Annotated in this window: 16 protein-coding genes; 12 read left to right on the forward strand and 4 right to left on the reverse strand. The window is 58.3% G+C overall.

The genetic code is table 11. The annotated features are described in order from the left end of the window. Positions 1-22: 22 nt before the first annotated feature. The 5 genes from NQ230_RS16245 (at position 23) to NQ230_RS16265 (ending at position 3,712) form a co-directional block, all read left to right on the forward strand. Positions 23-502 carry an Hcp family type VI secretion system effector gene (locus tag NQ230_RS16245; protein WP_257258234.1) on the forward strand — a complete coding sequence of 160 codons (480 nt, stop codon included), beginning with the start codon at positions 23-25 and terminating at the stop codon, positions 500-502. 226 nt (positions 503-728) lie between these two features. Then, entirely contained in the window at positions 729-1,049 is a 321-nt protein-coding gene (locus tag NQ230_RS16250; protein WP_257258235.1) for a metalloregulator ArsR/SmtB family transcription factor, read from the forward strand. 40 nt (positions 1,050-1,089) lie between these two features. Beyond that, the gene (locus NQ230_RS16255; RefSeq protein ID WP_257258237.1) at positions 1,090-2,379 is read left to right on the forward strand and encodes an arsenic transporter; all 1,290 of its coding nucleotides are present in this window, start codon (positions 1,090-1,092) and stop codon (positions 2,377-2,379) included. A gap of 12 nt (positions 2,380-2,391) precedes the next feature. Further along, entirely contained in the window at positions 2,392-2,823 is a 432-nt protein-coding gene (gene arsC / locus NQ230_RS16260; RefSeq protein WP_121425692.1) for a glutaredoxin-dependent arsenate reductase, read from the forward strand. A 118-nt stretch (positions 2,824-2,941) separates the two neighbouring features. Beyond that, positions 2,942-3,712, forward strand: a complete 771-nt coding sequence (locus NQ230_RS16265) for an SDR family NAD(P)-dependent oxidoreductase (RefSeq protein WP_257258238.1) — start codon at positions 2,942-2,944, stop codon at positions 3,710-3,712. Here NQ230_RS16265 and NQ230_RS16270 read toward each other — a convergent pair. After that, positions 3,709-4,260, reverse strand: a complete 552-nt coding sequence (locus NQ230_RS16270) for a TetR/AcrR family transcriptional regulator (protein ID WP_193940163.1) — start codon at positions 4,258-4,260, stop codon at positions 3,709-3,711. The two genes, NQ230_RS16265 and NQ230_RS16270, sit on opposite strands and share 4 nt — an antisense overlap. Positions 4,261-4,341: 81 nt before the next feature. On the opposite strand from NQ230_RS16270, the gene NQ230_RS16275 reads away from it, so the two are divergent. The 3 genes from NQ230_RS16275 (at position 4,342) to NQ230_RS16285 (ending at position 7,636) form a co-directional block, all read left to right on the forward strand. After that, complete coding sequence (locus NQ230_RS16275) at positions 4,342-5,556, forward strand: MFS transporter (RefSeq protein WP_159513727.1); 1,215 nt, start codon at positions 4,342-4,344, stop codon at positions 5,554-5,556. Then, the gene (locus tag NQ230_RS16280) at positions 5,546-6,358 is read left to right on the forward strand and encodes a Cof-type HAD-IIB family hydrolase (protein WP_121425689.1); all 813 of its coding nucleotides are present in this window, start codon (positions 5,546-5,548) and stop codon (positions 6,356-6,358) included. Before NQ230_RS16275 ends, NQ230_RS16280 begins: the two co-directional genes overlap by 11 nt. A gap of 135 nt (positions 6,359-6,493) precedes the next feature. After that, positions 6,494-7,636: an IS481 family transposase gene (locus NQ230_RS16285; RefSeq protein ID WP_442778909.1), complete on the forward strand. Its 1,143-nt coding sequence runs from the start codon at positions 6,494-6,496 to the stop codon at positions 7,634-7,636. A gap of 78 nt (positions 7,637-7,714) precedes the next feature. Here NQ230_RS16285 and NQ230_RS16290 read toward each other — a convergent pair whose 3' ends face one another. Next, positions 7,715-8,947, reverse strand: a complete 1,233-nt coding sequence (locus NQ230_RS16290) for an MFS transporter (RefSeq protein ID WP_257258240.1) — start codon at positions 8,945-8,947, stop codon at positions 7,715-7,717. A 168-nt stretch (positions 8,948-9,115) separates the two neighbouring features. On the opposite strand from NQ230_RS16290, the gene NQ230_RS16295 reads away from it, so the two are divergent. The 3 genes from NQ230_RS16295 (at position 9,116) to deoR (ending at position 11,287) form a co-directional block, all read left to right on the forward strand. Next, positions 9,116-9,844, forward strand: coding sequence for a phosphatase PAP2 family protein (locus NQ230_RS16295; RefSeq protein WP_257258242.1), 729 nt, complete (start codon positions 9,116-9,118; stop codon positions 9,842-9,844). 7 nt (positions 9,845-9,851) lie between these two features. Next, positions 9,852-10,460: an undecaprenyl-diphosphate phosphatase gene (gene ybjG, locus NQ230_RS16300; RefSeq protein ID WP_257258244.1), complete on the forward strand. Its 609-nt coding sequence runs from the start codon at positions 9,852-9,854 to the stop codon at positions 10,458-10,460. Positions 10,461-10,528: 68 nt separating this feature from the next. After that, positions 10,529-11,287, forward strand: coding sequence for a DNA-binding transcriptional repressor DeoR (gene deoR / locus NQ230_RS16305; protein ID WP_257258245.1), 759 nt, complete (start codon positions 10,529-10,531; stop codon positions 11,285-11,287). An 87-nt stretch (positions 11,288-11,374) separates the two neighbouring features. On the opposite strand, the gene dacC is transcribed toward deoR, so the two are convergent. Next, positions 11,375-12,580 (reverse strand): serine-type D-Ala-D-Ala carboxypeptidase, encoded by a 1,206-nt coding sequence (gene dacC / locus NQ230_RS16310; RefSeq protein WP_257258246.1) that lies wholly within the window; start codon positions 12,578-12,580, stop codon positions 11,375-11,377. 240 nt (positions 12,581-12,820) lie between these two features. Here dacC and NQ230_RS16315 point away from each other — a divergent pair, with 240 nt between their 5' ends. Then, the gene (locus tag NQ230_RS16315) at positions 12,821-13,447 is read left to right on the forward strand and encodes a glutathione S-transferase family protein (protein WP_121425685.1); all 627 of its coding nucleotides are present in this window, start codon (positions 12,821-12,823) and stop codon (positions 13,445-13,447) included. On the opposite strand, the gene NQ230_RS16320 is transcribed toward NQ230_RS16315, so the two are convergent. Beyond that, positions 13,448-14,566 carry a PQQ-dependent sugar dehydrogenase gene (locus tag NQ230_RS16320; RefSeq protein ID WP_257258248.1) on the reverse strand — a complete coding sequence of 373 codons (1,119 nt, stop codon included), beginning with the start codon at positions 14,564-14,566 and terminating at the stop codon, positions 13,448-13,450. Between the last annotated feature and the right edge of the window lie 27 nt (positions 14,567-14,593).

Consider the following 14,593-nt stretch of genomic DNA (forward strand, 5'->3'; position numbering starts at 1 on the left):
CGCTTACTAATAAGGAAATTACATGTCTACACCCGCACACCTATGGCTAGAAGACGAGAACGGTTCGCCAATTATCGGTAGCTGCATGATGCCCACGCGTTCTGGTTCCATAGAGCTAAAATCGTTCTCCCACGGTGTAACCATTCCGGTTGATCCAAGCTGGGGTAAACTCACCGGCACGCGCGTCCATCGCCCTATTGCGATAGTTAAAGAATTTGATCAGACTACCCCGCTTCTTTACCGCGCCGTGTGCGAAGGGCGAGTTATGAAGAAGGGGATCATTAAAATGTACCGCATTCTGGCGTCCGGGATCGAGGCCGAATATTTCAATATTGTGATGGAAAACGTTAAGTTTACGACTGTGGCACCCTTCCTGACCCCTAACGGGATGAGCAGCACCCATCTTGAAACGCTCGAATTGCGTTACGAAGCAATCTCATGGAAGTACACGGAGGGGAATATTGTTTACCGTGACACCTGGAACGATCGCTGCTGCGCCTGAGCACAGAAGACCGTTGAAAGTGAGCTGATAAAAAGAAACCGTCCCAAGGGGACGGTTTCTTTCCCATGACGATCAGGAGTAGTCCGGGCAAGCCATAAAGACTGTTTTGATCTTCAACGAGTCCTCCAGGCGCTTTTTCTATCCTTCCTGTTATCCCCCTCTTTTCTCGCCCACCACAAACATATATGATTTAATGAATATGACAAAAGACATTCAGGATGACAGAATGCTCCATCCGCTCCAGCTCTTCAAAACCCTCTCCGACGAAACGCGGCTCGCCATCGTCATGCTGCTCCGTGAAGCAGGCGAGCTGTGCGTCTGCGATCTCTGCTCCGCGACCGCCGAGTCGCAGCCTAAGGTCTCACGCCACATGGCACTGCTGCGCGAGTCCGGGCTGGTTATCGATCGTCGCGAGGGCAAATGGGTCCATTACCGTCTCTCTCCCAACATGCCTGCGTGGGCGGCAACCGTTATCGACACCAGCTGGAACTGCCTGCGGGAAGAGACGCGCATGAAGCTTAAAAACCGACTTCCGGGCTCGTGCTAAGCAAAACACATTCACAAAAACAGATATAACGGAGTAGAAGATGTTTCTGGCAGGGGCTATTTTTCTGTTTACGCTGGTACTGGTCATCTGGCAGCCCAGGGGGCTCAGTATCGGCTGGAGCACGACCATCGGTGCCGTGCTGGCACTGGCCAGCGGCGTGATTCACATTAACGATATTCCTGTGGTGTGGAATATCGTCTGGAACGCCACGGCAACCTTTATTGCCGTCATCATCATCAGCCTGCTGCTGGATGAGTCCGGCTTTTTCGAGTGGGCGGCGCTGCACGTTGCCCGCTGGGGGAACGGTCGCGGGCGATTGCTGTTTACGTGGATTATCCTTCTGGGCGCAGCCGTGGCGGCGCTGTTTGCCAATGACGGTGCGGCGCTGATCCTGACGCCTATCGTTATCGCCATGCTGCTAGCGCTGGGGTTCAGCAAGCAGGCCACGCTGGCGTTTGTGATGGCAGCAGGTTTTATCGCCGATACCGCCAGCCTGCCACTGATTGTGTCCAACCTGGTCAACATCGTGTCGGCAGACTTCTTTAAGCTGGGGTTCAGCGAATACGCCTCGGTGATGATCCCGGTAGATATCGCCGCGATTGCCGCAACGCTGGTGATGCTGCATCTCTTCTTCCGCAAGGAAATCCCCCCGGAATATGACCTGGCAAAACTTCGCGAGCCCGCGCGGGCCATTCACGACCTCCCGACGTTCAGAACGGGCTGGATCGTCCTGCTGCTTCTGCTCGTTGGTTTCTTCGTGCTGGAACCTCTCGGCATTCCGGTCAGCGCCATTGCGACCGTCGGCGCGCTGATTTTATTCGCTGTCGCAAAACGCGGACATGCGATAAACACCGGAAAAGTTCTGCGCGGCGCGCCGTGGCAGATCGTTATCTTTTCGCTGGGGATGTATCTGGTGGTGTATGGCCTGCGCAATGCCGGGCTGACGGAATATCTCTCAGGCGTACTGGATAGCCTAGCCGGACACGGGCTATGGGCCACCACGCTGGGAACCGGGTTCATCACCGCGTTTCTGTCATCCATAATGAACAATATGCCCACGGTGCTGATTGGCGCGCTCTCCATTGATGGCAGTACGGCGACGGGACTGATCAAGGAAGCGATGATTTACGCCAACGTGATTGGCTGCGACCTGGGGCCGAAAATCACGCCTATCGGCAGCCTCGCCACCCTGCTCTGGCTCCACGTGCTGGCGCAGAAAAACATGACGATCACCTGGGGCTACTATTTCCGGACGGGCATCGTTATGACGCTGCCGGTCCTGTTTGTGACGCTCGCCGCGCTGGCGCTACGTCTCTCCTTCACACTGTAATGAGCCACTGATATGAGCCACATCACCATTTACCACAACCCGGCCTGCGGAACCTCGCGCAACACGCTGGAGATGATCCGCAACAGCGGCACGGAGCCAGAGATTATCCTTTATCTGGAAACCCCGCCGTCGCGCAATAAGCTGACCACCCTGATTGCCGATATGGGCATTTCGGTGCGGGACCTGCTGCGTAAAAACGTGGAGCCCTATGAGCAGCTCGGCCTTGCCGAAGATACGTTCACCGACGAGCAGCTTATCGATTTTATGCTGCAACACCCGATCCTGATTAACCGTCCGATCGTGGTAACGCCGCTGGGCACCCGCCTGTGCCGCCCTTCTGAAGTTGTCCTCGACATCCTGCCCGATGTGCAGAAAGGGGCGTTTACGAAAGAGGATGGCGAAGCCGTCGTGGACGCCAGCGGGAAAAAAATCTCGCCAAAGTAACCCATTGAAAATGGCGCAGTAAGGCCTGCCAGCCGCATACCCCACCCATCGGCCAGGTTGCATCAGCCGAAACCCGGCACATACTTTTGAGGGTTGATCCTGGTGAGGGTATGCAGGTATGGGCTTGAAAAACAAAACCGCCGTCATCTTCGGCGGCAGCGGCACCATTGGCAGTTCAGCGGCGCACGCTCTGGCGCGTGAAGGGGCGGATGTGTACCTCGCCGCGCGCGACCACGCCAGGCTGGAGCGGGTCGCCAGCCGAATTCGCGCCGCCGGAGGGTCTGCCAGCACGTTTATTTTCGATGCGCTAGATGACTCCTCGCAGCTTCCGGACCTTGCCCGCATTGATGTCGTCGTCAACGCCACGGGCTTTATGCACGATCAGGGTAAACGCCTTGAGGCGTTAACGCTCGGCGAGTTCAGGCAGGGTTTCGCCCCCTTCCTGGCCGCGTACTTTAACATTGCGAAAGCAGCGTCGCCCCGCATGGGCGGCGAGCATGGCGGGACCATAATTACCGTCGTCGCCCCCGCCGCCACTATGACAATGGCGGGCCACCTCGGGCATATCGTCGGCTGCGCGGGAACGGAAGCCTTGACCCGAGCGCTTGCGGTTGAGCTGGGGACACACAATATTCGCGTGCTGTGCGTGCGTTCGCACGCGATAGCCGACGCGGTGCAGGCGGGTTCGTATGTGGGGACCATTTTCGCCGCCAAGGCGCAGGCGATGGGAATTACGGTTGAGCAGTTTCTCGGCGGTGCCGCGCAAAGTACCCTGACGCATAGCCTGCCAACGCTGGCACAGGTGGCAGACACGATTACGTTTCTGGCCTCAGATGCGGCAGGCGCCATCACGGGAACCACGGTCAATATGACCGCGGGCGCAACCTAGCGGCCGCTCTCGCCCGCAATCCTGCCCACCATCGCCCGGATCTCTTCGCGGGTTAACGGCGTCCGGTCGGTGACATAGTGCAGCGTCATCCCTTCGATAAACGCGTCCAGCGCGCGGGTGGTGACAGGGTCGAACCACTGCTCCAGCGTGGTCTGGCTCATCTTCATCCAGTCCTGCATCACCGTTTTGAGCGCCGCGCTGCGGTGCATAAAGGCGTAGAGCTGATACATCAGCGCCATGTTGTGCGGCGTGGTCACCTGGGAGCTGTGGATCAGCGTGGTGATAGATTCGCACGCCATTTCCGGCCCGGTGACCCCGGCAAAGAAATCCCGGTACTGCTGCGACATCTGCCGGGTAAACCACGTGAAGGCCTCCTCCAGCAGCGGCTCCATGCCGTCGAAATAGTAGGTCATCGACCCCAGCGGCACGCCCGCGCAGGTGGCGATTTTACGGTGCGTGACGGCGTGAATACCGTGCTCGGCAATGGTATCGAGCGTTGCCTGCAGGATCTTCTCCCGTCGATGCGGATCGTTCGGTGGTCTGCTCATAAATTCCTCACGTGGTTTGTGTACAAATGTACACAAACTTGCTAGTGTTGTCGCTATTGTTGTACTTCTGGTGCTACCCCAATGACGCTGACCTCCCCCCGTAAAGCCCTGCAGCGACGCCTGTGGGCGCTGTTTATGTTCTTCTTTATTCCCGGCCTGCTGATGGCCTCCTGGGCCACGCGCACCCCCGCCATTCGCGATATTTTGTCCGTTTCTACCGCCGAGATGGGCATCGTGCTGTTCGGCCTGTCGATAGGCTCCATGAGCGGCATTCTCTGCTCCGCGTGGCTGGTGAAGCGCTTTGGTACGCGGGCGGTGATCCGCACCACCATGTGCTTTGCCGTGTTCGGGATGGGGATACTGAGCGTGGCGCTGTGGTTTGCCTCGCCGGTGCTGTTCGCCCTGGGCCTGACGGTATTTGGCGGCAGCTTCGGTTCGGCTGAAGTTGCCATCAACGTTGAAGGGGCGGCGGTCGAACGTGAGATGAACAAAACCGTGCTGCCGATGATGCACGGTTTTTACAGCCTCGGCACGCTGGCCGGTGCGGGCGTGGGGATGGCGCTGACGGCCACCGGCGTGAGCGCGAATCTGCATATCCTGCTGGCGGCGCTGGTGTGTATCGTTCCGATTCTGACCGGCATCCGGGCCATCCCGGACGGTACCGGCAAAAACTCCGCTGACGAACAGCACTCAGCCGAAAAAGGGCTGCCCTTCTACCGCGATTTCCAGCTGATGCTGATCGGCGTGGTGGTGCTGGCGATGGCATTCGCGGAAGGTTCTGCCAACGACTGGCTGCCGCTGCTGATGGTAGACGGTCACGGCTTTAGCCCAACCTCCGGCTCGCTGATTTACGCCGGGTTTACGCTGGGGATGACCGTGGGTCGCTTCACCGGCGGCTGGTTTATCGACCGCTACAGCCGCGTGGCGGTGGTGCGCGCCAGCGCCCTGCTGGGCGGCCTGGGTATAGCGATGATCATCTTTGTCGACGTGGACTGGATTGCCGGGGTCTCGGTGATCCTCTGGGGACTGGGCGCGTCGCTCGGCTTCCCGCTGACCATTTCAGCCGCCAGCGACACCGGCCCGGATGCCCCGACGCGCGTCAGCGTGGTGGCAACCACGGGTTATCTCGCCTTCCTGGTCGGGCCACCGCTGCTCGGCTTCCTCGGCGAGCACTACGGGCTGCGCAGCGCCATGCTGGTGGTGTTAGGGTTGGTCATCATCGCGGCGCTGGTGGCGCGCGCGGTGGCAAAGCCGGAAACGAATCAAACGACACTGGAGAAGGGATATGAGCGTTAAACTGATCGCCGTCGACATGGATGGTACTTTTCTGAGCGATGCCAAGACCTATAATCGGCCGCGCTTTCTGGCGCAGTACGCCCGCATGAAGGCGCAAGGCATTCGCTTTGTGGTCGCCAGCGGCAACCAGTACTACCAGCTGATCTCCTTTTTCCCGGAGATCGCGCATGAAATTGCCTTCGTCGCCGAAAACGGCGGCTGGGTCGTGAGCGAAGGTGAGGATGTCTTTAACGGCGAACTGTCGAAAGCCCATTTCGAGACCGTCGCGACCGTCTTAAACGACGTTCCGGGCATTGAGATCATCGCCTGCGGGAAGAGCAGCGCGTACACGCTGAAATGCTATGACGAGGGCTTTAAGGATATCGCGGCGAAGTACTATCACCGTCTCGAAATGGTGAGTGATTTTGACAACCTGAACGATATTTTCTTCAAGTTCGGGCTTAACGTGTCTGACGATGAAATTCCGCGGATTCAGGCGCTGCTGCATGAAAAGCTGAGCGACATCATGGTGCCCGTCACGACCGGTCACGGCAGTATCGACCTGATCATCCCCGGCGTGCATAAAGCCAACGGTCTGCGGATCCTGCAAAAGCGCTGGGGTATTGACGACAGCGAAGTGGTGGCCTTCGGCGACAGCGGCAACGACGTGGAGATGCTGCGTCAGTCCGGGTTCAGCTTTGCGATGGCGAATGCCAGACCGCATATTAAAGCGGTGGCGCGTTTTGAAGCGCCGCACAATAACGATGAAGGCGTTTTAGACGTGATTGAGAAGGTGTTGAACGGGGAGGCGCCGTTTAATTGACCGCGGGCGGTCTGGTGCCCTCGCCCCTCACCCTGGCCCTCTCCCCTGTACGGTCCGGGGACATAGTGAACACTTGTTCGGGGACATGGTAGACACTTACAACTAAGGCATAAGAACCCGTTTATGGAGTCGCTTATGCCCTGGGATGCGAGAGATACCATGTCATTACGTACCGAGTTTGTTTTGTTCGCCTCGCAGGACGGGGCGAACATCCGTTCCCTCTGCCGTCACTACGGCATTTCACCTGCCACCGCCTACAAGTGGCTTCGCCGCTGGGCGGAGAAAGGTGCCGCCGGCCTTCAGGACCGGCCCCGTATACCGCACCATTCCCCGAACCGCTCATCTGACGACATCACCGCCCTGCTGCGCATGGCACATGACCGCCATGAACGCTGGGGAGCCCGCAAGATAAAGCGCTGGCTCGAGGACCGGGGGCACCGCATGCCCGCCTTCAGCACCGTCCATAACCTGATGGCCCGCCATGGCCTGCTGCCGGGCGCTTCACCGGGTATTTCCCCCACGGGACGGTTCGAACATGATGCGCCGAACCGCCTCTGGCAGATGGATTTTAAGGGCCACTTTCCCTTTGGCGGCGGCCGCTGCCATCCGCTCACCCTGCTGGACGACCACTCCCGTTTTTCCCTGTGCCTGGCGCACTGTACTGATGAACGCCGCGAGACCGTGCAGCAGCAGCTTGTCAGCGTGTTTGAGCGTTACGGCCTGCCGGACCGGATGACGATGGATAACGGCTCACCGTGGGGCGACACCACCGGCACCTGGACGGCGCTGGAGCTGTGGCTGATGCGCCACGGTATCCGGGTGGGGCACTCCCGGCCTTATCATCCGCAGACGCAGGGCAAGCTGGAGCGTTTTCACCGCAGCCTGAAGGCGGAAGTGCTGCAGGGAAAATGGTTCGCAGACAGCGGTGAGCTGCAGCGCGCCTTCGACCACTGGCGCACGGTGTACAACCTTGAACGCCCGCACGAGGCGCTGGATATGGCGGTACCGGGCTCGCGGTATCAGCCGTCAGCGCGGCAGTACAGCGGCAACACAACGCCCCCGGAATACGACGAGGGCGTGATGGTCAGGAAGGTGGATATCAGCGGAAAGCTGAGCGTGAAAGGGGTAAGTCTGAGCGCAGGCAAGGCGTTCAGGGGAGAACGGGTCGGGCTGAAGGAGATGCGGGAAGACGGCAGCTACGAGGTGTGGTGGTACAGCACGAAAGTGGGGGTGATCGACCTGAGGAAAAAGTCGATCACCATGGGTAAAGGATGTTAAAAAGTGTTCACCATGTCCCCGAACACCTGTCTACCATGTCCCCAGACCGTACACCCCGGAGGGGCGAGGGAAAAAAGATTATGGTTGCAGGGCGTTTCCGACGCGTTTGTCTTTCAGGAACACCACCATCAGGCCAACCCACAGCGCGCCGTTGGCGAGGTTAAACAGGCTGAACAGCCCGTTGCCGCCCATCGCGTAGGCATGCTTGCTCACCTCAATACCGACGGTAAAAATCAGCATCTGCAGCATCCCCATCGCCGCTGAGACCGTGCCTTTACTCATCTCGCTAGCAAACAGCGTCAGGCGCACCAGCCCGGCGTTAGCCACGCCAATTCCGAAGGCATAGAGGCTCAGCCCCGCCGTCATCCACAGGTAGGCGTGGGATGACGCGACGGTCGCCACCGCCGCCAGAATCAGCCCTGCCGCAATCGGCCAGCCGCCCATGATAATCAGTGAACGCACGGTGCGGCGTGACGTCAGACGTGCCAGCACCAGGTTCCCAATAATCAGCGCGCCAAAGATCGGCACCTGCAGCAGGCCATACTCGTAGCTGCTGAGCTTTTCACCGCTGATGATAATGACCGGCGACTGCGCGATCCACGCCAGCAGCGGCAGGCTAACGAACCCGGTCGCCAGCGCACCCGCCACAAAGCGGCCATTCTTCAGCACCTCTTTGTAATCCCGACCCAGCTCTTTCAGCGAGAGTTTCTCGCCGATGCGGGTGGCCGTTTCCGGCATCGCACGGTGCAGGCCAAAGAACGCGAAGGCGGCGAGAAGCGCAAAGAGCACAAACATCCCTTCCCACGGCGCAACGTGCACCCACGCGGCACCCACCAGCGGCCCGAGTAAGGGGGCGATCAGCGCGACGTTCGCCATCAGCGCGGTAATTTTGATACACACCGCCTCTTCAAACGACTCCTGAATGGCGGCATACCCCACGGCGCCGATAAAGCACAGGCTCACCCCCTGCAGGAAGCGCAGCAGGGTAAATTGTTCAATGTTTTGCGCCAGCAGCGTGGCGAGACAGGTGACGATGAACCACACCACGCCCGTCAGCATCACCGGACGGCGGCCAATACGATCCGACAGCGGCCCTAACAGCCACTGCAAAAACATGCCGCCGGCCAGATAGGCGGTCATGGAGGTCGGTACCCACTCAATTCCCGCGTTGTACTGCGCCACAACGGTCAGCATACCGGGCTGGATCATATCGTTGCCGATATAGGTAGAAAATTCGTAGAGCACCAGACACAGGGGGAAAAGCAACGCCTGACGACCCAGACGTGAACCAGAAGAAGAACGGTTTAACATGCAATCTCTTAATAATGACAAAATCGCGACGAGTTTAATGAAATGCCGCAGCCCGAGATAGTGATTTATCGAGGGTAAACAGAAATAAAGCACATATCGTCTTCGTTTAAGGTTTCCTTAATTTGACAGATTTATGATACCCCCATTACTCGTCAACGACCCCAAATTATGGCACTCACCTCCAGCCGTTCAGAATTGTCTAACTTACAGACAAATAAGACAAAACGACTTTACCGCTTGCCGGGCCGCTTTTATGGTTATCAGCTTTTCGTACTGATTGCCCTTGCCGTGCTTTTCACGTGGCTATCGCGCAATGAAGCACTCGACAGGTGGATCACCGGCTTTTGGTATGACGCGACAACGCAGAGCTTCCCGCTGCAGAAAGATCATCTGCTGGATCTGCTGAACCACCGTCTGGCGAAGTACATTGCCATCGCCTTAGGTGCCGTGGCGCTGTTTTACGGCGCTTACAAGCGTAACGCAAGGCTGGTCACGGCGGCGCTGCTGATGGGCGTAGGCGCGCTGGTGGTGGGCGTGCTGAAAAGCGTGAGCCATCACAGCTGCCCGTGGGATCTGGTGGAATATGGCGGTAAGGCTGTGTCTTATCCCCTGTTCAGCGCCGTCCCTGCTGACAGCGGTCCGGGGCGCTGTTTCCCCGGCGGTCACGCCTCCAGCGGCTTTATGGTGATGGGGCTGTTTTTTGCCTTCTGGCGCGAGCGTCCGCGTCTCGCCTGGTGCTTCGTCGCGCTGGGCGTGGTGTTAGGTCTGGCGATGGGCTACGGCCAGGTCATGCGCGGGGCGCATTTTTTCTCTCACAACCTGTGGGCCGGGTGGTGGGTCTGGTTTTCTCAGGTGGTGGTCTACGGGCTTGTTTCCACCCGGTTTGCTAAAGAGTGATAACGCTATGTTAGAGAATCTGAATTATCAGCTGTTTTATCTGATCAACGCCACGCCAGCCTCGCCTGAGTGGACGATCGATTTTGCCACCTTCCTGGCAAAAGATCTGATCAGTATCGTGCCTGTACTGGCTGCGATTCTCTGGCTGTGGGGGCCCCGCAGCCAGGTGAAGGCGCAGCGCCAGCTGGTGATTAAAGTGGCGATGGCACTCGGGGTAAGCGTACTGCTGAGCTACATTCTGGGTCACGCCTTCCCGCACGATCGTCCTTTTGTCGATCATGTCGGCTATACCTTTCTGCACCACGCGCCGGATGACTCGTTCCCGAGCGATCACGGTACGGTGATCTTCACCTTCGCGCTGGCTTTCCTGTTCTGGCATCGCCTGTGGTCCGGTGCGGTCCTGATGGTGGCGGCCCTGGCAATTGCCTGGTCTCGCGTTTACCTGGGCGTTCACTGGCCGCTGGATATGGTGGGCGGTTTCCTGGTCGGGCTGATTGGCTGCGTGAGCGCGGCTATCCTGTGGAGCCTCTTCGGTGAAGCGCTCTACCGCACGCTGTCTTCACTCTATCGCGCCATTTTCGCTATCCCGATCCGCAAAGGCTGGATACGTGACTAACCCCAACCTGACAGGTTACACTTGACCCCCCGCCCTGCGGGGGTTCACTTTTTTTATCCCGAGGGACTATGGAAACACGTCGCGATGACCGCATTGCTCAGCTGCTACAGGCGCTGAAGCGCAGCGATAAGCTGCATCTTAAGGAAGCCGCCAACCTCCTCGGCGTCTCAGAGATGACCATTCGTCGGGATCTGAACAGCGAAAGCGCGCCCGTCGTGCTGCTGGGCGGGTATATTGTGCTTGAGCCGCGCAGCGCCAGCCATTACCTGATCAGCGACCAGAAGACGCGCCTGGTGGAAGAGAAACGCAAAGCCGCACGGCTTGCGGCCTCACTGGTACAGCCGCACCAGACGCTGTTTTTTGACTGCGGAACGACCACGCCGTGGATTATCGAAGCCATCGACAGCAGCATTCCTTTCACCGCCGTGTGCTACTCCCTGAACACCTTTCTGGCGCTTCAGGAGAAACCCGAGTGCCGGGTGATCCTCTGCGGCGGTGAGTTTCACGCCAGCAACGCCATCTTTAAGCCGCTTAACCTGCAGGACACGCTCAGCAATTTATGCCCGGATATCGCGTTTTATTCGGCCGCGGGCATCAGCGTGCGTCAGGGCGCGACCTGCTTTAACCTGGAAGAGCTGCCGGTGAAACACTGGGCGTTAAGCGCGGCGCAGTACCATGTGCTGGTGGTCGATCACAGCAAGTTTGGTAAGGTGCGTTCTGCGAGAATGGGCGAGCTGGCGCAGTTTGACGCCATCGTCAGCGACTGCCGCCCGGACGACGAGATCGTGGCCCACGCGAAGGCGCAGCAGGTGAAGTTGATGTATTGAGGTTATGCCGGGTGGCGGCTTCGCCTTACCCGGCCTACAGCGGCTCGAACGTAGGCCGGGTAAGCGCAGCGCCACCCGGCAAAAAACTTAGTTGAACCAGCTGCCAAACCACCCGTGGAATTTCATCATCACGAAATCCCACATCCGGCTGAAGAAGCCGCCCTCTTCCACCGCTTCCATCACAATCAGCGGACGCTGTTCAATCGACTTACCGTTTAGCTGGAAATCAATCGTCCCGACCACCTGGCCTTTTTTCAGCGGCGCCGTGAGCTGCGGGTCGGTCAGGGTGTAGCTGGCCTTCAGGTTTTTCAGCTGACCGCGCGGAATGGTCACGGAACCGGCCTCACCAGCGCCCAGATTCACTTCGCTCTTGTCACCGAACCAGACGCGCTGGCTGACGAAGGTGGCATCCGGTTTAATCGGCGTCACGGTTTCATAGAAGCGGAAGCCCCAGGTCAGCAGTTTTTCTGACTCATTAAAGCGAATACGGTCGGTTTTGGTGCCCAGCACCACCGAAATCAGGCGCATGTCGCCCTGGGTCGCGGAGGCCACCAGGTTATAGCCTGCGCCCGCCGTGGTGCCGGTTTTCATTCCGTCCACGTTAACGTTGCTGCTCCACAGCAGGCGGTTGCGGTTCGGCTGGCGGATTTTATTGAAGGTAAACTCTTTCTCTTTATGGATGGCGTATTCATCCGGCACGTCGTGGATCAGCGCTTTCCCCAGCAGCGCCATGTCGCGTGCGGTACTGAACTGTCCCGGCGAATCCAGACCGTGAACCGTTTTGAACGTCGTGTTGGTTAAGCCCAGTTTCTGCGCATAGCCATTCATCAAGCCAATGAAAGAATCCTGACTGCCGGCAACGTAATCGGCCAGCGCGATGCACGCATCATTTCCCGACTGAATAATTACCCCTTTATTCAGATCGGAAACGGAGACCTGATCTCCTGGCTTCAGGAACATCACGGAAGACCCGCGCAGCGCCGGGTTGCCGGTGGCCCAGGCATCCTTCCCGATGGTGACCATATCGTCCAGCTTGATCTTGCCCGCTTTTAGCGCCTGGCCTACCACGTAGCTGGTCATGATTTTGGTCAGGCTTGCCGGATCGAGTTTCTCATCCGCATTCCCTTCCGCCAGCACTTTACCGCTGGAATAATCCATCAGGATCCAGGCGCGCGCATCCACAGGCGGCGCTTCGGGCGCAGCCTGTTCAGCTGCATAGAGAGTTGGTGCAAACAGGAAAAGGAGCGCAGAGCCTGTCGCAAGGCTGCGCAGAGAAGTCATTTTACGCGTCATAAATGCCACCCGAGTGTCCATTCAAAAATTACGTCACATCACCGTGTCGCAAGAAGCGATGAGTAATAGCGCACTAAAACGGTTAAAGAAACCCAACGAGGGTAAAGTTATTAAAGTTTATGCAATAACATTCAGATACGCTTTGATTCAGACGATTTTTTTGTCTTCTGTTGCGTAATTGTTAGGTTTATCTCACCATGGCGAAAGCTGACCCGGATTCACATCTCATCAGGAGTAAATATGATTACGCTTTGGGGCAGGAACAACTCGACCAACGTTAAGAAAGTGCTCTGGACGCTCGAGGAGCTGGATTTACCGTTCAATCAAATCATGGCTGGCATGTCGTTCGGCGTAAACAAAGAGGCCGACTATCTGGCCATGAACCCGAACGGCCTGGTGCCGCTGCTGCGCGATGATGAAACAGACGCGACGCTTTGGGAGTCCAACACCATTGTCCGCTACCTCGCCGCCCAGTACGGTCAGGGCCGCCTGTGGGTAGAAAGCCCGGCCCGACGCGCTCAGGGCGAAAAGTGGATGGACTGGGCGAACCAGACGCTTTCCCCCACCCACCGCGTGATCCTGATGGGGCTTATCCGTACGCCGGAAGCCGAGCGCGACTATCCGGCCATTCATGCCGCTCAGGATGCGTGCGAAAACCTGTTTGCGATGATGGATGACGAACTGGCGAAGCACGCCTGGTTCTCCGGTGAAGCCTTCGGCACAGGCGATATCGCCGTGGCACCGTTCGTCTGGAACCTGACCAATATGGGCCTGAAGTGGACGCCGCGCCCACACCTTGAGCGCTGGCTAAAACAGCTGAGCGATCGCCCAGCATACCGCAACGTGGTGATGATCCCGGTCACCTGATTACGCACCGGACGGGCTGACTTTTAACAGCTGCCCGTCCGTCTCGTCGGTCAGCACATATAAATAGCCGTCCGGCCCCACCCGCACATCGCGAATACGTTGATTCCGATCGCCCAGGATTCGCCCGTCTTCCGTCACCTTATTACCCTCCACGCTCAGCACGATCACGTCCTTTTCCTTCAGCGCCCCGATAAACAGTTTGTTTTTCCACTGCGGGAAAACGTCGCTGTTGTAGAACGCCATGCCGCTCACCGCAGGTGACACTTTCCAGACGAACAGCGGTTTTTCGGTTCCCTCAACGTGCTCGCCTTTGGCTTCTGGAATTTTCAGACCGCTGTAGTTAATGCCGTGCGTCGCCAGCGGCCAGCCGTAGTTCTTTCCTTTCTCCGGGATGTTGATCTCATCCCCGCCGCGCGGGCCGTGCTCGTTCAGCCACAGCGTGTCGCTCCAGGGGTTCATCGCCATCCCCTGCGGGTTGCGAATGCCGTAAGACCAGATTTCGGGTCGCGCGCCGGGGGTGTTCACAAAGGGGTTATCCGGCGGCACTTTCCCGTCTTCGGTGAGGCGCACCACTTTACCCTGCAGTTTGTCCAGATCCTGCGCCGTCGGACGCTGGTTGTTCTCGCCGAGTCCGATAAAGAGCGCGCCTTTGCCGTCGAACACCAGTCGTCCACCAAAATGGTTTCCGGTGGAGAGTTTCGGCATCTGGCGGAACACCACCTGGAAGGCTTCAATGCGCGTCAGATCGTCGCTCAATCGGCCATAGCCCACCACCGTACCGGCTTTGCCGTCACTCCCTGCTTCGGCGAAGCTCAGCCAGATGCGGCGCGATTTTTCAAAATCCGGGGCGAGGACCACGTCCAGCAATCCTCCCTGACCGTTTGCCCAGACCTTCGGCACGCCGACAATCGGATCGGACAGCCCTTTTCCGGCCTGCCATCGTTTGAGCTGGCCGTCCTTCAGGGTCACCAGCAGGCCTTTATTGTCCGGCAGAAACGCCAGGGACCAGGGGTGATCGAGTTTATTTTGCAGCACCTCGACCTTGACCGCCTCTGGCGCAGCAAGAAGCGAAAACGGAATGAACAACGCAGGCAGGAAAATTAGCGAGGATCGAGGCATAACGCGCTCCTTTATCGGCATATGGCT

The organism is Enterobacter asburiae, from assembly GCF_024599655.1.
Classification (GTDB): domain Bacteria; phylum Pseudomonadota; class Gammaproteobacteria; order Enterobacterales; family Enterobacteriaceae; genus Enterobacter; species Enterobacter asburiae_D.